This window comes from Streptoalloteichus hindustanus (genome assembly GCF_900129375.1).
Classification (GTDB): domain Bacteria; phylum Actinomycetota; class Actinomycetes; order Mycobacteriales; family Pseudonocardiaceae; genus Streptoalloteichus; species Streptoalloteichus hindustanus.
Genome location: NZ_FQVN01000022.1, coordinates 18,377 through 37,233, shown reverse-complemented (window position 1 = coordinate 37,233; position 18,857 = coordinate 18,377). Strand labels below are relative to the sequence as shown.

Annotated in this window: 15 protein-coding genes and 2 tRNA genes; 14 read left to right on the top strand and 3 right to left on the bottom strand. The window is 73.1% G+C overall.

Annotation, left to right across the window (positions count from 1 at the left end; all coding sequences use genetic code 11):
- Window positions 1-39: 39 nt before the first annotated feature.
- Complete coding sequence (locus BUE43_RS32060) at window positions 40-1,269, bottom strand: NAD(P)/FAD-dependent oxidoreductase (protein WP_073490109.1); 1,230 nt, start codon at window positions 1,267-1,269, stop codon at window positions 40-42.
- 171 nt (window positions 1,270-1,440) lie between these two features.
- On the opposite strand from BUE43_RS32060, the gene BUE43_RS32055 reads away from it, so the two are divergent.
- From BUE43_RS32055 to sph, 5 genes are all read left to right on the top strand, one after another.
- A complete protein-coding gene (locus BUE43_RS32055) occupies window positions 1,441-1,653 on the top strand; it encodes a hypothetical protein (protein WP_073490108.1) in 213 nt (70 codons plus the stop codon).
- A gap of 129 nt (window positions 1,654-1,782) precedes the next feature.
- Window positions 1,783-3,756 carry an SDR family oxidoreductase gene (locus BUE43_RS32050; RefSeq protein WP_073490107.1) on the top strand — a complete coding sequence of 658 codons (1,974 nt, stop codon included), beginning with the start codon at window positions 1,783-1,785 and terminating at the stop codon, window positions 3,754-3,756.
- An 11-nt stretch (window positions 3,757-3,767) separates the two neighbouring features.
- A complete protein-coding gene (locus tag BUE43_RS32045; RefSeq protein ID WP_073490106.1) occupies window positions 3,768-5,795 on the top strand; it encodes an AMP-binding protein in 2,028 nt (675 codons plus the stop codon).
- 1,101 nt (window positions 5,796-6,896) lie between these two features.
- A complete protein-coding gene (locus tag BUE43_RS32040) occupies window positions 6,897-7,091 on the top strand; it encodes a hypothetical protein (protein ID WP_073490105.1) in 195 nt (64 codons plus the stop codon).
- Between the two features lie 248 nt (window positions 7,092-7,339).
- Window positions 7,340-8,191, top strand: a complete 852-nt coding sequence (sph, locus tag BUE43_RS32035; protein ID WP_234996039.1) for a sphingomyelin phosphodiesterase — start codon at window positions 7,340-7,342, stop codon at window positions 8,189-8,191.
- 11 nt (window positions 8,192-8,202) lie between these two features.
- On the opposite strand, the gene BUE43_RS32030 is transcribed toward sph, so the two are convergent.
- A complete protein-coding gene (locus tag BUE43_RS32030) occupies window positions 8,203-9,447 on the bottom strand; it encodes a helix-turn-helix domain-containing protein (protein ID WP_073490104.1) in 1,245 nt (414 codons plus the stop codon).
- A gap of 209 nt (window positions 9,448-9,656) precedes the next feature.
- On the opposite strand from BUE43_RS32030, the gene BUE43_RS32025 reads away from it, so the two are divergent.
- From BUE43_RS32025 to BUE43_RS32005, 5 genes are all read left to right on the top strand, one after another.
- A complete protein-coding gene (locus tag BUE43_RS32025) occupies window positions 9,657-10,172 on the top strand; it encodes a PH domain-containing protein (RefSeq protein ID WP_073490103.1) in 516 nt (171 codons plus the stop codon).
- Window positions 10,169-11,779 carry a PH domain-containing protein gene (locus tag BUE43_RS32020; protein ID WP_234996038.1) on the top strand — a complete coding sequence of 537 codons (1,611 nt, stop codon included), beginning with the start codon at window positions 10,169-10,171 and terminating at the stop codon, window positions 11,777-11,779. Before BUE43_RS32025 ends, BUE43_RS32020 begins: the two co-directional genes overlap by 4 nt.
- Window positions 11,780-11,813: 34 nt before the next feature.
- Window positions 11,814-13,028, top strand: coding sequence for a cytochrome P450 (locus BUE43_RS32015; RefSeq protein ID WP_073490102.1), 1,215 nt, complete (start codon window positions 11,814-11,816; stop codon window positions 13,026-13,028).
- Window positions 13,029-13,167: 139 nt separating this feature from the next.
- Window positions 13,168-13,815, top strand: coding sequence for an oligoribonuclease (orn, locus tag BUE43_RS32010; protein ID WP_073490101.1), 648 nt, complete (start codon window positions 13,168-13,170; stop codon window positions 13,813-13,815).
- Between the two features lie 79 nt (window positions 13,816-13,894).
- A tRNA-His gene (locus tag BUE43_RS32005) sits at window positions 13,895-13,970 on the top strand.
- Window positions 13,971-14,075: 105 nt separating this feature from the next.
- On the opposite strand, the gene BUE43_RS32000 is transcribed toward BUE43_RS32005, so the two are convergent.
- Window positions 14,076-15,224: a L,D-transpeptidase gene (locus BUE43_RS32000; protein WP_073490100.1), complete on the bottom strand. Its 1,149-nt coding sequence runs from the start codon at window positions 15,222-15,224 to the stop codon at window positions 14,076-14,078.
- Window positions 15,225-15,397: 173 nt separating this feature from the next.
- On the opposite strand from BUE43_RS32000, the gene BUE43_RS31995 reads away from it, so the two are divergent.
- The 4 genes from BUE43_RS31995 (at window position 15,398) to BUE43_RS31980 (ending at window position 18,852) form a co-directional block, all read left to right on the top strand.
- Window positions 15,398-15,470, top strand: a tRNA-Lys gene (locus BUE43_RS31995).
- 1,260 nt (window positions 15,471-16,730) lie between these two features.
- Window positions 16,731-17,429 (top strand): HAD family hydrolase, encoded by a 699-nt coding sequence (locus tag BUE43_RS36090; protein ID WP_073490099.1) that lies wholly within the window; start codon window positions 16,731-16,733, stop codon window positions 17,427-17,429.
- 156 nt (window positions 17,430-17,585) lie between these two features.
- Complete coding sequence (locus BUE43_RS31985; protein ID WP_073490098.1) at window positions 17,586-18,062, top strand: NUDIX hydrolase; 477 nt, start codon at window positions 17,586-17,588, stop codon at window positions 18,060-18,062.
- A 223-nt stretch (window positions 18,063-18,285) separates the two neighbouring features.
- On the top strand, window positions 18,286-18,852 hold the full coding sequence (locus BUE43_RS31980) for a hypothetical protein (protein ID WP_083960396.1): 567 nt from the start codon (window positions 18,286-18,288) through the stop codon (window positions 18,850-18,852).
- Window positions 18,853-18,857 lie beyond the last annotated feature (5 nt).

Here is an 18,857-nt window from a genome sequence, read left to right as displayed (position 1 = left end):
GAACGTAGGTGTTGGACCTACGGCACCCAAACCACCGCGTCAGGGGATGAGGCTGGGGAGGTCGGCTTCCTGGAGGTCCTCGACGACCACCGGGGCCTGGTTGTCGACGAGGGCCTGGAGGGCGTCGCCGTCGTCCCAGGTGTTGACGTTCATCGCCGCGTGCACGTGCCCCTCCCGCAGCCAGAAGGCGACGAACTCGCGGGCGCGGAGGTCGCCCCGCACCACGACCTCGTCCTCGGGGCGGGCCAGGCCGCGGAACTCCATGCCCAGGTCGTACTGGTCGGTGAAGAAGTACGGCGTGGCCTGGTAGGGCGTCGGCGAGCCGAGGAGGGTCTCCCCGACGTGCCGCCCCTGCTCCTTGGCGTTGGCCCAGTGCTCGACGCGGACGCGCCGGCCGTAGCGCGGGTGGTGGTGCGCGGCGACGTCGCCGGCGGCGTAGATCTCGGGGGCGGAGGTCCGCAGGCGCTCGTCGACGGCCACGCCGCCTCCGGGGACCTCGTCGGTCACCGCCAACCCCGCCTCGGCGGCCAGGGTCAGCCGGGGCGCCGCGCCGACGCCGAGCACGACGAGGTCGGCGGGCAGGGAGGCGCCGTCCGAGAGCCGGACCGCCCGCACCCGCTCGTCGCCGTCGAAGCCGGTGACGCCCGTGCCCAGTCGCCAGGTCACGCCCTGTTCGGCGTGCAGGTCGCGGAACACCTCGCCCATCCGCTCGCCGAGCACGCGGACGAGGGGCAGCGGTTCGGGCGCGACGACCGTGACCTCGGCGCCGTGCGCGCGGGCCGCCGCCGCCACCTCGCAGCCGATCCAGCCGGCGCCGACCACCACGACCCGGGGGCGTCGGCGCAGGTCCTCGCGCAGGGCGAGCGAGTCGTCCAGCGTGCGCAGCGTGCGGATGCCGGCCAGGTGCGCGCCGGGGACGTCGAGGGTGCGCGGGCGGGAGCCGGTGGCCAGCAGGAGGAGGTCGTAGCGGATCTCCTCGCCGTCGTCGGTGTCCACGACGCGGTCGGCGGGGCGCAGCCGGACGGCGGTGACGCCCCGGCGGTGCTCGATCTCGTGGGCCGCGTAGTAGTCGGGCTCGTGCACCCAGTCGGGTTCGTCGACCTGGCCGAGCAGCAGTCCCTTGGACAGCGGGGGGAGCTCGTAGGGCGGGTGCGCCTCCTGGCCGATCAGCCGGATCTCGCCGGTGAAACCGTTGTCCCGCAAGGAACCCGCGGCCGACGCACCGGCCAGTCCCGCGCCGATGATGACGATCCGCCCCGGCCGCGCCATCGCGTCCTCCCGTGATCAGGATGAGCCCGCGCAGCCGACGCTAGCGCCCGCGCCTGTCGTCCGCTCGGCCCAATTCGGGGGATTTCGCGCCCGCCGCCCGTCACGGGGGCCACCGTCGGTCGTCCCGCTCCAACGGAGTGGATCCGACGAGAAGGTGGGAGGTCGGGGGACGTGAGCGGCTCCAGGGAGTGGCCAGGGGAGTGGACGGTGAGCTGCCGGGACGGCGCGGGCCGTCGACGGGAGCTCGTCGTGTCGGTGCGGGACGGGCAGGTGGTGCTGGTGCCGCCGTCGGGCGAGGCGGTGGCGCTGACCCTGCTCGCGGTGGGGCGGTTACGGGCCGCGCTGCGCGAGGCCGTTGTGGCCGCCGTCAGCGACGAGGACTGAGAGCGGGCGGGCCACCGTGCGCGGCGGCCCGCCCGCCGACCGCCGTTACCTACTGAAAAGTAGTAATTCGCCCCGAGCTCTTCCTACTCGTGAGTAGGAAGTGGCAGTATCCCGGGCGAGGAGGCGGCGGTGGCGACGTACTTCGTGACCGGGGCAACCGGTTTCATCGGTCGACGGCTGGTCGGTCGGCTGCTCGGGCGGCCCGAACGGCCGACGGTGCACGTGCTGGTCCGACCGGGTTCCCGGGCCCGGCTGGCCAGGCTGGCGGTCGACTGGCCGGCCGACCGCCTGGTCGAGGTGGTCGGCGACCTGACCCGGCCGGGGCTCGGCCTCGCCGACCACGACCGCGACGCGCTCCTCGGCGTCGACCACGTGGTCCACCTGGGCGCGCTGTACGACCTCGCGGCCGACGACGACGCGAACCGGAAGTCCAATGTGGACGGAACGGCGCACGCGCTCGACCTGGCCGCCGAGCTCGGGGCCGGCTGGTTCCACCACGTGTCGTCGGTGGCGGTGGCCGGCGACCACCGCGGCCGGTTCGCCGAGACCGACTTCGACCTGGGGCAACGGCTGCCAACGCCCTACCACGCCACGAAGTTCGCCGCGGAGCGGCTGGTGCGGGAGCAGGACCGCGTGCGCTGGCGGGTCTACCGCCCGTCGGTGGTCGTCGGCGACTCGCGCACCGGCGAGATGGACAAGATCGACGGCCCGTACTTCTTCTTCCCCGCGTTCGCCGCGCTCGCCCGGCTGCGCCCGCTCCACCGGCTGACCAGGAGCGTGCCGCTCGCCGTGCCGGACATGGGCGCCACCAACATCGTCCCGGTCGACTACGTGGTCGCCGCGCTGGACCACCTGATCCACGCCGACCAGCCCGCCGGCAGCACCTTCCACCTCGTCAACCCGAAACCGCAGCCGCTGACGGAGGTCTACGACGCGTGGGCGGCGGCAGCGGGCGCACCGCGCGTGACGACCGCGGCCGCGTGGTGGGGTGGGCCGCTGTCGCGGGCGGCCCGCGCGGTGGCGCGTCCGGTCACGTCGCTGGGCGCCGCGCTCAACGGCCGGCTTCCCCGCGCCCTCACCGCGAAACGCCTGCTGGCCGAGGTCGACGTCCCCGTCGAAGCGGTGCGGCACATGGGATTTCCGGCCGTCTTCGACGACACCGCCACCAGGAGGGCGCTCGCCGGCTCCGGGCTGAGCGTGCCGCCGCTGGCCGAGTACGCCGCCGTGCTGTGGCGGTACTGGGCCGAGCGGCTGGACCCGCACCGGGCCCGACGACCGCACCCCGACGGCGCGCTCGTGGGCCGGCGGATCGTGATCACCGGCGCGTCGTCCGGGATCGGCCGCGCCACCGCACTCGCCGTGGCCCGGCTCGGCGCCGTTCCGCTGCTCGTCGCGCGCCGCGCGGAGGAGTTGGAGAAGGTGCGGGCGGAGATCGCGGCCGCGGGTGGCGTCGCGCACTGCTACCCCTGCGACCTCACCGACGGCGAGGCCGTGGACGCGCTGGTGAAGCGCATGGTCTCGGACCACACGGCCGACGGCGGCGGCATCGACATGCTCGTCAACAACGCCGGGCGGTCCATCCGGCGGTCGCTGCGGCAGTCCGGGGACCGGCCGCACGACTTCGAGCGGACGATGGCCATCAACTACTTCGCGCCGGTGCGGCTCGTGCTCGGCCTCCTCCCCCACATGGCCGCGCGGCGCTTCGGCCACGTCGTGAACATCTCCACCCAGGGGCTCCAGGTGGGCTCGCCCCGGTACGCGGCCTACCTGGGGTCCAAGGCCGCGCTCGACGCCTTCAGCCGGGTGGCCGCCGCCGAGTCGCTCGGCGACGGGGTCACGTTCACGACCGTGCTGATGCCGTTGGTGCGCACGCCGATGATCAAGCCCACCGCGATCTACGAGCGGTTTCCCGCCGCCACGCCGGAACAGGCCGCGCGGTGGGTGGTCGACGCGCTCGTGCGGCGCCCGAAGCGGGTGAGCCGGCCGCTGGGCACGGTCGCGCAGGCCGCCTACGCCGTCGCCCCGAAGGCGGTCGACGCCGTGCTGCACGTGGTGTTCCGGGCCCTGCCCGACAGCTCCCCGAGGGGGACCGACCGAAAGTGAGGTGAGCGCCGGTGCGTGTGGCGGCCCGTCGGATCATCGCGGCTCCGGTGGAGCGGGTCTGGGAGGTCCTCTCGGACCCGACGGCCTACCCCCGTCTCGTGCCCGGGCTCGCCACCGTGGCGGCGGCCGGCGAACGGCGCTACGCCTACCAGCTCCGCTGGGGCGGCGTCAGCCACGAGGGCGCGGTCGAGGTCACGGACGCGACGGCCGGAACCGAGCTGGTCCTGACCGGGGTGGACGGGCCGCTGGTGCGGGCGCGCTGGTCGTTGCGCGCCGTGGGCGAGGGCCGGACCGAGGTCCACCTCGACCTCACCTGCCAGCCGCGGGGCCGGGGGTGGGCCGACGCCGCGACCGGCGTGGTGCTGCGGCGGCAGGCACGACGCGCGCTGGACTCCCTCGCGGCGCGGTGGCGCGAACCCTCGACGTCGTCGGCGAGCGCGCTGCGGGACCAGGCGAGCACCCAGGCGTTGGCGTTGGTGACGCTGGCCCGGTGCCGGGTGGTCGCGCCGATGCGGCCGGACCGGCTGCTCGGCGTCGCCCGGGGTTTCCTGCGCTGGGGCCTGACCCCGCCCGGCGGGTACGCGATCGGCGCGGCGCGGCACCCGGACCGGCCCGCCGTCGTCGACGAACAGGGCGCGGTGACCTTCGCCGAGCTGGACGACCGCACCACGCGGCTGGCCAACGGGCTGCTCGGCTCCGGTGTGAAGGCGGGCGACCGGGTCGCGGTGCTGTGCCGCAACCACCGGGGTTTCGTGGAGACAGTCGTGGCCTGCGCGAAGATCGGCGCGCACGTGGTGCTGGTGAACACCGGGTTGTCCGCCACCCAGACCGCGGCGGTGCTGCGCGACCAGGGCGCGTCGGTGGTCGTCGCCGACGCCGAGTTCCGGCCGATGCTCGCCAGGGCGCCGCGCGGCGTGCGGCGGATCATCGCGCTGGCCGAGGGCTCCACCCGCAGCCTGACGCTGGAGGGGCTCGTCGCCGAGAGCCCGGCCGCTGCCCTCCCCCGGCCGCCCCGCAGCCGGATGATCGTGCTCACCTCGGGCACGACCGGGACGCCGAAGGGCGCCCGTCGCCCGGAACCGCCCAGCCTCGCGCCGGCGGCGGCCGTGCTCTCCCGCATCCCCCTGCGGGCCGGCGAGCCGATGCTGGTCTCCGCGCCGCTGTTCCACACCTGGGGGCTGGCCGCGTTCCAGCTCGCCCTGGTGCTCGGCTCGACCCTGGTGCTGCACCGGCGGTTCGACCCGGTGGCGGCGCTGCGGGCGATCCACGAGCACCGCTGCACGTCGTGGTTCGTGGTGCCGGTCATGCTGCAACGGCTGTTGGAGACGCCGGAGGCCGACCGCGGCGCCTGGTCCACGGCCTCCCTGTCGGTCGTGGCCTCCAGCGGCTCCGCCCTGCCCGGCCCGCTGGCGGTGCGCTTCCAGCGGGAGTACGGGCGGGTGCTCTACAACCTCTACGGCTCGACCGAGGTGTCGTGGGCCAGCATCGCCACGCCCGACGAGCTGATGGCCGCCCCTGGCACCGCCGGTCGGCCGCCCAGGGGCACCCGGCTGGCCGTGCTCGACCCGGACGGCGCGCCCGTGCCGCCCGGCCGGCCCGGCCGGATCTTCGTCGCCAACGAGATGCTGTTCGACGGCTACACCAACGGCGCGGGCAAGGAGGTGCGCGCCGGGATGATGGCCACCGGCGACGTGGGCCAGCTCGACGAGGCCGGCCTGCTGTTCGTCGTGGGCCGGGACGACGAGATGGTCGTCTCCGGGGGCGAGAACGTCTACCCGCGGGAGGTCGAGGACCTGCTCGCGGGGCTGGCCGGGGTGCGGGAGGCCGCCGTGGTCGGGGTGCCCGACGAGGAGTACGGGCAGCGCCTGGCGGCCTACGTCGTGCCGGCCGAGGGCGTCGACCTCACCGCGGACGCGGTGCGCGAGCACGTGCGGGCCAACCTGGCGCGCTTCTCGGTGCCCAGGGACGTCGTGTTCCTCGACGCGCTGCCGCGCAACTCCACCGGCAAGGTGCTCAAGCGCGAGTTGCCTCGACCGTGACCAACCGTCCCTGACTGACGTCCCCGACCGCCGCTGACCGTCACCGCGGCCGGCGTCCCGCTTCGGCGGGATGCCGGCCGCCCCGGGGCGAGCCGAGTTCCGGATTCGAGCCGAGTTCTGGAGGAGCCAGTGCGGGACAGTGCGCCGCGAACAGCAGTGCGCCGCGGAACCGCGGTCGGCGTCGACCGGGCCGGAAGCGCCCGGGACGCGCGGACGTGCGAGATGAAGAGCGCCCGGTGGGAGCGGGAGGTTGGGAGGGGCAGGCTCCCAACCGGGCGCTCGGCGCCACCGTCAGCGGCCCTGGGGCCGGTGGGGCCGGACGGCGGGGGCGGGTGGGCGGCGACGCGTGTCGCCGCGACGGGACGGGACCGGACGAGTCAGAGCCCACCCCGGTGGCGCTGCCGGCCGCCGCCAGCGGCAGCGCCACCGGAGCAGGTCTGGTGCCCGGCCGACGGGTCGGGGTCGCCACCCCGCCACCGCGACCGGGAGCTTGGTGTCTCGGTCATCCAGCTCGGTTGTCATCTTCTTGACCAACCTTGCCGAACGAAAGCTATCACCGGCCCCGGCAGGACAACAAGACTTGACAAAGAATTGTCCAACCCGCTGCGCCACCGTGCTCATCAGTTGTCGGAAAGGTGCTCTTCCCGGCTCCCGGACAGGGGCCGGGACGGGTGTCACCCGTGTGAGGGCCGAACGTCACCGGGGCAATTGACAAAGCGGGTGCCCTCCCGCCCCGCACCCAGCTCGGCCAGGCAGGTCATGGCCGCGTGGACCCGGTCACGCCCACCCCGTCCGTGGGATAAGCGCCTCCCCGACGGCTTGGCACCAGAAGGGGCTTCAACTACCTTCTGCATACGCGTAAGGGCACGGGGTGACCGCGAGGTGGGCATGTCCGAGAGGCCGCGAGGGTCGCGGACAACGCCTTCCCCTCCACTTCATCATGACAGTTATGTGTCAGTAAATCGACACGCCAGTGTCAATGCGTTCCGGCCTGCCCCTGGCCGACGGACGCAGGGCGGAGCGGGGCCGCACCCCTCGACGCCACTCCGCGCCCCGCGCGCGACCCCATCCCTGCACACCCCCGACGGAACGGAACTGCAGATGCGCCGACATCCCGCTGCCCCCCTGCTGGCGGTCGCCGCGCTCGCGCTCGGCGTCCTGACGACGGTGGCGCCCGCCGCCGCCGCTGCCGCCGAGCCGGCCGCGACGCCCGTCGCCGGCGTCCCGCACTGCCCGCCGCCCGGCTCACACGCCCTCGGTGACCAGCCCTGCGGCATCGAGTGGCCCGACCCGTAACGCGTCACCCGGTCACCGCGCGTTCACTTGATCGACGAACACCGGTGACGCACCGGCCCCCGCCGGGCGCGAGCATCCGCGACATGCGAAGACGAGGTTCCCTCACTTCCCTGCTCGCCGCGCTCGGCGTGGGGCTGGCGGCGCTCACCGCCCCGCCGGCCACCGCGGCGAGCCGCGTCTCAGACACCGCGGCGAGCCGCGCATCGACTACCGCGGCGGACCGCGCACCGGTCGCAGGCGCACCGCGCGTGGCCAGCCACAACGTCTTCATGCTGTCCAGGAACCTGTACCCGAACTGGGGGCAGGACCAGCGCGCCGACCTCATCGCCCGCCAGGGCGTGCTCTCCGGTCAGGACGTCGTGGTGCTCCAGGAGGCGTTCGACAACGAGGCGTCGGCCAGGCTGCTCGCCAACCTCGCCGCCGAGTACCCGCACCAGACCCCGGTGCTCGGCCGGTCCCGGGAGGGCTGGGACGCGACCACCGGACCGTTCTCGGACCTCGCCGTGGAGGACGGCGGCGTGAGCGTGGTCAGCCGCTGGCCGATCCGCGAGCGCCGGCAGCACGTCTTCACCCAGAAGTGCGGGGCCGAGACCTTCGCGCAGAAGGGGTTCGCCTACGTCCGGTTGGCCGCGCCCTCGGGGGCGGTGCACGTGATCGGCACCCACCTCCAGGCCGAGGACGGCGGGTGCGACGACGCGGCGGCCGTGCGCGCGAGCCAGCTCGACGAGATCCGCCGGTTCGTCGACGAGCGGCGCGTCCCCGCCGCCGAGCCGGTGTTCGTCGTCGGCGACCTGAACGTGGTCGCCGGCAGCGCGGAGTTCGACCGCGCGCTGGCCCGGCTCGACGCCCGTCGCCCCACGTTCGCCGGCCACCCCTTCTCCTGGGACCCGGGGACCAACTCCGTGACCGCCGCCCAGTACCCGGGTCAGGCCCCGCAGCACCTCGACTACGTGCTGCCGCTCAACGGCCACCCGGTCGCCGCCACCTGGACGAACCGGACCACCGCCGTGCACAGTCCGAAGTGGACGGTCAAGTCCTGGTTCCGGGAGTACACCTACACGGACTTCTCCGACCACTACCCCGTCCTCGGCCACGCCTGACCCGCACGACCTCAGTCCCTCCTGCCGGGCACGACCGCGCGCAGCGCGAGTTGGGCGACGTTGCGCCACAAGGCCGGGTCGATGCTGACCGACCCCAGTCGCTCCAACAGGTCGGCCAGCTGGGAGCGGGCGGCGAGCAGCCGTTCGGCGTCGGCCAGCTCCACCGCCGCGCGCACCAGCAGGACGCGGCACCGCAGCTCGTCCTCGTGGTCGAGCGCGCCCATCGCCAGGGCGCGCTCGGCCAGCTCCCACGCCGCCCGCGCGTCGCCCACGCGCAGCGCCAGCTCGCCGCGCAGCGCGTCGACCTGCGCCGCGAGCTGGGAACGGGGCGCGACGGTCGCGGCGACGTTGTTGAGCACCGCGGTCAGCTCGGCCACCTCCGGGTGCTCGGCGCGCAGGCCGATCGCCACCGCGGCCAGGCTGACCCGGTGCCGGAACTGGGGTTCGACGTCGACGGCGTCCAGCAGTCGCTGCGCGGTGACGATCGAGCGGCTGGCCTCGGCGCGCCGCCCGAGCCGGTCCTCCACCTGGGCCTTGACCCACCAGCCCGACACGGCGACCCGGTCGGGCTCGGCGTCGCGCAGGGCGGCCCCGAGCTGCTGCACGGCCTCCTCGGCCTCCGCCAGCCGGGCCGCCCTCGCCAGCTCGCTGCACAGCGCCACCAGGCACCGCAGGTGCGTGGCGGCCGTCAGCGCGTCCTGCGGGTCCTCGGTCAGGGCGACGGCGGTGCGCACCGCGTGCACCGCCTCGGCCGTCCTGCCGAGCTGCCGCAACGCCGCCGCCCGCATGACCTCGACCAGCGCGTCGACGGCCGCGCCGGGCGACCACGCGTCGAGCAGCTCCTCGGTGGCGACGATCAGTTGTTCCGGCTCCTGCCCCCTGGCCAGCAGCGCCGCCCGCGTCCACCGCACGCTCCAGCCGAACATCGGCTCCTCGGCCACGGAGCCGAGCTCGTCGAGCAGGGTCACGGCGCGGGACGTCTCGCCGTCGCGGTGCGCCAGCACCGCCTCGCACCACAGCAGCGCCTGCCGTTGCTCGACCGCGGGGGCGCGGCCGACGAGCTCCGCCGGCTCGACCCCCAGCGTGGCGGCCAGATGGGCCACCACCTGCGGGGACGGCGCCCGCTCCCCGGACTCCAGCCGGGAGACGTAGCTGGTGGAGACGCCCGGCCCCGCCAGGTCCTTCTGGGCGAGGCCGCGCCGCAGCCGGAGGGCGCGCAGGCGTTCGCCGAACCCGGCGGCCGGCCGTGCGGTCATCGTGGATGACTTCCCCGGGCCTCTGTTGTCAGTTGTTTCGCGTGCCACCGGCAGCCCATCGCAGGAGAGGTTGACAAGTCTTCCGGCATTATTGTCACCTCCGTCACCCCGCTCCGTGTCGCCCGGCCAGTCGTTACCTGATTGCGCGTGCGGACGCCCGCGCTGCACCTGATTGCGCGTGCGGGCGCCCGCGCTGCCACCCTGATCGTGTGAAGCAGAACGGGGAGACGGGGGACGGACGGCCGCGCCTGCGCGCACCGCGCCACCGGGTGAGCCGCAAGGCGATCACCTGGTGGACGCTCGAGGAGCTGATGGGGGTGGTCATGCTGCTGGTTCCCCAGCTCGTGGCGGCGTTCTTCTGGGACGCGGGACGCCCGTGGCTGGTGGGGACCTCGATCGCGACGGTGGTCCTCGGCGCGGTCGCGTGCCTGGTGATCCCGCGGTGGCGGTACCGCGTGCACCGGTGGGAGGCCACGGGGGAGGCCGTCTACACGCGGACGGGCTGGTTCGTGCAGGACTGGCGGGTGGCTCCGCTCTCCCGCATCCAGACGGTGGACACCCAGCGCGGACCGGTGCAGCAGATGCTGGGGCTGGCCACGGTGACGGTCACGACCGCGTCCGCCGCCGGCCCGCTGGAGATCCCGGGACTGGACGTCGACGTGGCGCAGCGCCTGGTCGAGGAGCTGACGGCCGTCACCCAGGCGACGCGGGGTGACGCGACGTGACCGCGCCCGACCCGACCCCCGGCGTCCCGCCGCTGGACCTGCCACCCATGCCGCCGGCCGCCGAGGCGCCGGCGGTCCCCTTCGAGCAGGACTGGCGCCGCCTCGACGCGCGGATGCTCGCCGTCAAGCCGATCAGCGAGGCCGGCAAGCTGCTGCTCCCGCTGGTCGTGGTGCTCTTCGTCGGCGGCACCGACTGGTGGAAGCTGTGGGGCGCGCTCGCCGGCGGCGGGCTGCTGGTCGTCGCGGGGGTGGTCCGCTGGGCCACCACGCGGTACCGGATCAGCGACACGCACGTCGAACTGCACTCGGGGCTGATCTTCCGGAAGCAGCGCTCGGTGCCCAGGGACCGGCTGCGCACGGTCGACGCCACCTCCGACCTGGTCCACCGGCTGTTCGGGCTGAGCGTGGTCAAGGTCGGCACCGGCCGCAACGACAAGGTCGGGGAGGAGGACGAGCTGTCCCTCGACGCGGTCTCGGCGGCCGAGGCCGAGCACTTGCGTCAGGTGCTGCTCCGCCGCGCTACCGGCGCGGCGACTACGACCGGGACCGCGACTGGGGCCACGGCCGAGGCCGGCGCGCCGCGGCCCGAGACGCCGGCCGAGTCGGAGCCGGGCGAGGTGCTGGCCTCGTTCCGGACGAGCTGGCTGCGGTACGCGCCGCTGACGTTGTCCGGACTGGCGGCGATCGGCGCGTTGACCGGTGGCGCCTTCCAGGTCGCCAACGAGCTCAACCTCGACCCGACCGACCTCGGCCCGCTGCGGAACGTGGGCCACTGGCTGGAGGACGGCTCGTTGCCGCTGGTGCTGGCCGCGGTGGTGCTCGTGCTCCTGATCGTGATGACGGCCGGCGCGGTCGTGCTCTACCTGGTCCAGTACTGGCAGTTCACGCTGAGCAGGGAGGCCGACGGGACGCTCCGGGTGCGGCGCGGCCTGCTGACCACGCGGTCGGTCTCGCTGGAGGAGGAGCGGCTGCGCGGCGTCTGGATCGCCGAGCCGCTGTTGCTGCGGGCCGGCGGCGGCGCGCGGTGCGGCGCCGTCGCGACCGGGCTGGACACCGGCGCCGGCAGCGACACCCTGCTCCCGCCCGCGCCCCGCGCCGAGGCCCACGAGGTCGCGGCGACCGTCCTGGCCGTGGGCACCGCCCCGACGACCGCGCCGCTGCGCCGGCACCCCCGGTCCGCCCGGCGCCGCCGGCTCGTGCGGGCCGTCGTGCCGGTCCTGGTGCTGGCCGCCGGCCTCGGCGCTGCCGCGCTCGCGGGCGAGCTGCCGCACTGGCTGTGGTGGGTGTCCGTGGCCCTGCTCCCGCTGGCGGTGCTGCTGGGCGTCGACCGGTACCGCAACCTCGGCCACGCGCTGACCGAGCGGTACCTGGTGGTGCGGTCGGGTTCCCTGGTGCGGGAGACGGTGGCGTTGCAGCGCACGGGGATCGTCGGCTGGCGGGTGCGGCAGTCGCCGTTCCAGCGGATGGCCGGGCTGGCCACGGTCAGCGCGGTGACCGCGGCCGGCGAGGGCGCCTACGCGGTCACCGACGTGGATCTCGGTGACGGAGTCGCGCTGGCCGACGAGGCGGTCCCTGGTCTGCTCCGGCCGTTCCTGGAAACGTCGTGAGGGTGCCCCCGCGACGCTAGGGAGAGGCGATCCGATGGCCCAGCCGGCTGACCCCGCCGACGACCTGCCCCGCTTCCCGATGACCCGCTGCCCCGGTTTCGACCCGCCAGGCGAGTACGAGCGGTTGCGGGCGGAGGACCCGGTGACGCCGGTCCGGCTGCGCCACGGCCAGCGCGCCTGGCTGGTGACCCGCTACGCGGACGTCCGCCGGGTGCTCAGCGACCCGGCCCGGTTCAGCTCCGACCCGAGCCGGCCGGGCTACCCGCAGCTGCGGCCGGTGGTCGACCGGAAGGCGGCGCCGGGCAGCTTCCTGGTGACCGACCCGCCCCTGCACACCCGGTACCGGCGGATGCTGGCCCACGACTTCACCGCGGGCCGGATGGCCGCGTTGCGCCCGCGGGTGGAGCGCGTCGTGGAGGAGTGCCTGGCGGCGTTCCTCGCCTCGGACCGACCGGCCGACCTGGTGGAGGGGTTCGCGCTGCCGATCCCCACCCAGGTGACCGCCATGCTGCTCGGCGTGCCCTACGCGGACCGGGAGTTCTTCACCAGCCGCAGCCGCCGGCACCTGGACCGGTCGCTGCCGGCGGAGGAGGTTGGCGCGGCGCTCGGCGAGCTGGAGTCCTACCTGGCCGGGCTGGTCGACGCCAAGGACCGGGACCCGGGCGACGACCTGATCAGCCGGATGGTCGTGCGGCACCTGCGGTCGGGCGGGGTGACGCGGGACGAGCTGGTCGGCATGACGCTGCTGCTGCTGGTGGGCGGGTACGAGACGACCGCGAACGCCATCGCGTTGTCCGTGCTGGCGCTGCTGGAGCACCGGGACGAGTGGGTGGCGCTGGTCACCGACCCCGACCGGGTCGACGACGTGGTGGAGGAGCTGCTCCGCTACCTCGGGCTCATCCAGCACGGGTTGGTGCGCGCGGTCACCGAGGACGTGGAGCTGGGCGGGCGGACGATCAGGGCGGGCGAGGGCGTGGTCGTCGCGCTGTCGTCGGCGAACCGGGACGCCGACCGGTTCGCCGACGCCGACCGGCTGGACGTCTGCCGGGCGGCGAAGGGGCACCTCACGTTCGGGTGGGGTGTGCACCAGTGCATCGGCCAGCACCTGGCCCGGCTGGAGATGACCCTGGCGCTGCGCGCGCTGGCGCGGCGGGCGCCCGACCTGCGGGCGACGGTGCCGCTCGACGAACTCCCGTTCCACTTCGAGACGCCGTTCTACAGCGTGCGGTCGCTGCCCGTGACCTGGTAGGCGCCCGGGAGGACGCGCCCGGCCCGGCCTTCCGAACGGCCGGCGCGCCTCGCCCGGGCACAGTGAACCGTGACGCCGGGCACACCAACTGACAACGTGCCCGAAGCCCGCACCAGGATGGCGGGCTAGGCTCGCGCGGGTGAACGACCGTCTGGTGTGGATCGACTGCGAGATGACGGGGCTGGACCTGACCAAGGACGCCCTGATCGAGATCGCCGCGCTGGTGACCGACGCGGACCTCAACGTCCTGGGAGACGGGGTCGACGTCGTGATCCACGCCGACGACGCGGTGCTGGGCACCATGCCGGACGTGGTGCGCGACATGCACGCCCGCTCGGGCCTGACCGAGGAGGTGCGCCGCTCCTCGGTGACCCTCGCCGAGGCCGAGCGACTCGTCCTCGACTACATCCGGCGACACGTCCCCGACTCCCGCACCGCGCCGCTGGCAGGCAACTCGATCGCGACCGACCGCGGGTTCATCGCCCGCGACATGCCGAAGCTGGACGCCCACCTGCACTACCGCATGGTGGACGTCTCCTCGATCAAGGAGCTGTGCCGGCGCTGGTACCCGCGCATCTACTACGCGCAGCCGGAGAAGGGGCTGGCGCACCGCGCGCTGGCCGACATCAAGGAGTCCATCCGGGAGCTGGCCTACTACCGGCGCACCGCGTTCGTCCCGCAGCCCGGCCCGTCCAGCGACGAGGCCCAGGCGGTGGCGGCCGAGCTGCTGGAGCGCGACCGCGCCCGGGAGCGGGAAACGCCTGGTGAGGCCGCCACGACGGCCTGAGCGGCGGGGCGATTTCTGATCTCGCGACCCGACGCGCTACGATATGCCGGCGCCACGGCGAGGAGCCGCGGAGAGCGTGGTGGGTGTAGCTCAGTCGGTAGAGCACTGGGTTGTGGTCCCAGGTGTCGCGGGTTCAAATCCCGTCACTCACCCCAACGGCGAAAGGGCCCCGGTTTTCCGGGGCCCTTTCGCTTTGTCCGCTCCTCCCCGCCATCCCCCTCGACTGCCCCCGGCTCCGTTCCCGCGCCCGGCTCCGGCTGCTACCGCTGGCCGCCCAGCACCCAGGTCTCCCACGGGATCTGCCAGTCGCCGTAGCCGTCCCACCACTGGAGCTGCGGCCCCCCGCTGCTGGTGACGATGACCACGTCGCCCTTCTTCACGGTGTCGTGGAACCACTTGGCGTTGCCCGGCGCGAGGTTGATGCAGCCGTGGCTGACGTTGCGCACCCCCTGGTCGCCGACCGACCAGGGCGCGGAGTGCACGAACTCGCCGCCGTTGGAGATCCGCGTCGCCCAGTCGACCAGGAGCCGGTAGCCGCCCCGCTCCAGCGGCAGGCCGTAGGTGGTCGAGTCCATCAGGAACTGCGGATGGCGCTCGGTGACCACGTGGACCCCGTTGTTCGACGGGAACTCCGGGCTCCCCATGGAGATCGCCATCGTGTTCGCGACCTCGCCGTTGATCGTGACCGTCATCTGGTGGGCAGCGCCGTCCGCCCTGGCCACGAACGCGTTGCCCACGACGAAGCTCGTCCGGCGGTCCTCCGCCCCGTAGGCGCCGTTGCCGAAGTCTCTGCCGTACACCCGCGCCTCGACGGCGACCCGGGTGCCCGGCGCCCAGAACTCGCGGGGACGCCAGTGGAGCTGGTTGTCGGCGAACCAGTGGAACGCCCCGTCGACCGCCGGGGTGGTGGTGATCCGCACGGACTGCTCGACCACGTCCTTGCGCGCCACCGGCCCGTCGAACACCAACACGATCGGCTGGCCGATCCCCACGACCTCCCCCTCGGCGGGGTCCGTCTCCACCGTGAGCATCGACGCCGGCCGGACCGTGGTGAACCGCGCCTCGCCGGTCACCTGCCGGTTGTCGCTCCCCTCACCGGTCGCGGACAGGGTGTAGTTCCGCCCGAAGCCCAGCGGCTCGGTCACCCGCCAGCTCCGTCCGTCCGGGGCGAGCTCGCCGGACACCTGGTGGCCCGCCTCGTTCGTCATCACCACGCGGAGGAGACGCCCGTTGCTGGCCGTGACGCTCACGGGCTGGAGCGGCGGCACGTCCGCCGCCCTGTCCGCCGGGTCGAAGGCGAACGACACCGGCGGGGGCGCCGAGCTGGTCGGCGCCGGCGCGTCCGGTCCGGAGCAGCCGGCGAGCGCGACCAGGACCACCGTCAGTGCTGCGCATGTGACCTTGCCCACCGTCCGATGACACACCCTCACCCGATCCCTCGCCGCCCAGGGCCCTCACCACCCCTCCACCACCACCCGATCGGCCTACAACACCCCGCTTGACCAGGCGATTCGTTGTCCACACGAACCCTGTGCTAACTTTTCTCCCGTCGCGCCGGACGGAAACACACCGGACGGAGCGAGCGCCGCTAGCTCAACTGGCAGAGCAGCTGACTCTTAATCAGCGGGTTCGGGGTTCGAGTCCCTGGCGGCGCACTCACTCGATGGGCGAGGTATGTTCGCGGAGAGCGCGAACGTGCCTCGCTCGTCGTGTTTTGTGGGGGCGGAGCCCCCACACCCCACCCCGGGGGCACGCCCCCGGACCCCCGCTGGGGGCGCCTTGCTCCGCCGGCGCCGCATCACACCGCGCGGCTGACGCCGGCGCTCCCCCTCCAGGGCATCACCCCGCAGAGGCATCACGCCCTTCACACCGACGCCGCTTCGCGGCAGCCACACCACTCTCTTCACCGCGCACGGCTGACGCCGGCGCGGCCTTTCGGGCATCACCGGAGAGACGCCCCGCCCCTCACACCGACGCCACTTTGCTTGAGCTACATCACCACCCGCCTGTCACAACGCGCGGCTGATGCTGACCACGCTCAAGCCCCTTTCCACGGGCGTCGCGGAGCCTGCCAGGAAGCCGACGTGCTTCTCGCCTTCACCGTGACGAACTGTCGATCAACAACCCTGTTGGGTTCGAGCTTCTGGTGGAAGGGGAAACCCACGCCGTCATCAACACGGCGTGTGGCCACGATCTCCCACAACCAGCCCGGCCATTTCGGCCGCACCACTCGTGACGCTCAATGACGCCGGTGGTGTCCTCCATGGGCAAGAGCACCCGCCTGGCGGTGACGAACTAGGCGGCCCCATGGGCGCGCATGAGCCATGAGTTCGGGTGATGCGCTGCATGGAGACCTTTGGTCAGGCGCTCCGGAGGCCAAGGCAACAACACGCCGTGGCGTGCGCGTGTCGCTCAAGCTGGCGGAGCGAGCACCTGACCTGGTTCTGCCCGGCGACGAGCCGTGGGTTGTCAGCGACATCGGGTCGCAAAGCCTGGAACAGCTCCGAGGACACGGCCGAGCTGCTCGGCAGTCGTATGACCGCGAGCTGTTGGTGGCCGCCGGCTGGCTCGCGCTTCTGATTGGCGGCCTGGAGTACGACATGGGCTCAAGTGACCAGTCGAGATCAGCCGCAACGCATCTTCCAGCTCGGTCGTGAAATCGGGCGTGGCGAGATTGTGGCGTGGTCCATGAGTTGAGCGTTTGGTTCGCGCTCGCGCAGGGCCGGTTGCGGTTCCGTTCCCAGTTTCGCCGGCTCAGAGCAGCAAGCGGCGCATGACGCCGAGGTCGCGTTGAGCGCTGGCTGGGGTTCCGTCATGCATCTCGCCGTGTTGATCGGGGAGGTGGCTTCCGAACTTCGTCAACGGCACGGCAAGATCGCCCGCCGCGCACTTCCACCGACGTAGCGGAGTCAGCGATGTCAGCGCTTCCTTCGCCCGCTGGCGGCCTTCGGGGCGTCTTCGGCCGGGCTGTCGCCGTTCTGCTCGACTTCGACGGACCCATCTGCGGTGTCTTCACCGGGCTCAGCGACCGCGAAGCGGCGCAGCGCCTCGTCGCGGTTCTTGCCCGTCACAGCGAGCAGGTGCCCGGCGACCTGGCGCGCACCCGCGACCCCTTCGACGTGCTCCGCCACGTCACCGACGAACTTCCGGCCCTCGCACGCGAGGTTGAGGAAGCACTGCGCGTTGTCGAGGTGGAAGCCGTCATGTCCGCCGCGCCGACGCCTCACGCTGCTGAGGTCATGCGGTGTTGCGGGGACACCGGCCGGAAAGTCGCCGTCGTCAGCAACAACTCGGCGGCAGCCGTCGTGGCCTACCTGCGACACCACGACCTGCTCCGTCTGGTCGACGTCGTCTCCGCTCGCGAGCCAGGCGACGAAGCGCGCCTGAAGCCGAATCCGCACCTCGTCCACCAAGCGTGCCAACGCCTTCGGGTCGAGTCAGGCGACTGCGTGCTCGTTGGGGATTCCGCGACGGACGTTCAGGCCGCCCACACCGCGGGTGTGCCCGCCATCGGCTACGCCGACAAGCCGGGTAAGGGTGAACGACTTCGTCAAGCGGGGGCTGACGCTGTCGTGGTGAGCATGGCCGAGCTGGTGACACCAGATCTTGAGTAGAGAAGGGGCGGATGCTTGGTCCGCCCCCTTCCTCGTGAGGGACAGGGTGACGGAAACCGCCACCACATGGGCGGCGGTGGCTACCTACCGCAACTACCGCGCTGACCGGCGTGCCCTTCCCCATGCGGGGAAGACATCGGACGGTAGGGATGGGGCATGGCGCGGAACGACTACTACAACGACCCCAACGCCCCAGCCCCCAACAGCATCGTCGTCGCGGTCACCGCGTTCGTCCAGGACGAGCACGACCGCCTGCTCATGATCCAACGCACCGACAACAACCTCTGGTCCATCCCCGGCGGAGCACAGGACTTCGGCGAGACCATCGGACGGACCGTCGTGCGCGAGGTCCAGGAAGAAACCGGCATCGAGGTCGAACCGACCGAGATCATCGGGGTCTACACCGACCCACGGCACGTCATCGAGTACACCAGCGACGGCGAGGTCCGACAGGAGTTCTCCCTCTGCTTCCGCGCCACGCCCGTCGGAGGCCAGCTCGCCACCAGCGGCGAGTCCAAGCAGGTGCACTGGGTGGAACGAGAACGCCTGGCCGAGCTGACCATCCACCCGTCGATCCGCCTCCGGATCGAACACGGCTTCCAGGACCGGCCCACTCCCTACTTCACCTACTGACGGCTCGCTCCGCTGCGCCTGCACGCAACCACTCGACTGGGGGTCGAGCCGGGCGATCAGCAGCGGGCAGCATCCGACTGTGAGCCAAGGGTGGCGAGGCAGGACGGGTGTCGGTCAGTCCGTTTCCCGTGCGCACGGGGCCGGCGTCGGCCCGAGGGGAGAGTCACGGGGAGTGGTCGGGGAACAGCGAACAGCATTCCCTCCGGGGAGGGCGGCTGAGAGAATGAGCACGCCCCCACGCGCCCGGCTGGTCGAGGATCGGGAGGAGGTCGCCGTGCGGCTCCGCAGGCTCCGCCGAGACTGCCGGTCCCGCATCCGCGACCTGAACATCCCCCTGCCGTTCGACATCGGGGTCTTCTGCGCCGACCTGGCCAGGCAGCGCGGCCGGCCGCTGCACCTCCAGCCGATCAGCGGCCTCACGTCGCCGGGCGCGCCCAGCGGGATGTGGCTGGCCACCGACACGGCGGACCACATCTTCTTCGAGCAGGACACCAGCCCGCTCCACCACGACCACATCATCCTGCACGAGGTCGGCCACATGCTCTGCGAGCACAACCAGCTCGCGTTGGACGAGGCGCGGACCGCGTTCCGCGCCATCGGTTCCGTGGACCCGGCGCGGGTCAGGAGTCTCCTGCCGCGCATCCGGTACAACCAGTACGAGGAGCAGCAGGCCGAGATGATCGCGACCCTGATCCTGGAGGACATCGGACGGATCCCGGCGCCGTCGCCGCTGACGGGCTTCATCGCCGGCCTGGAGGCCGGTATCGGCTACCACCGCAGCGCGGAGTAGCCGGC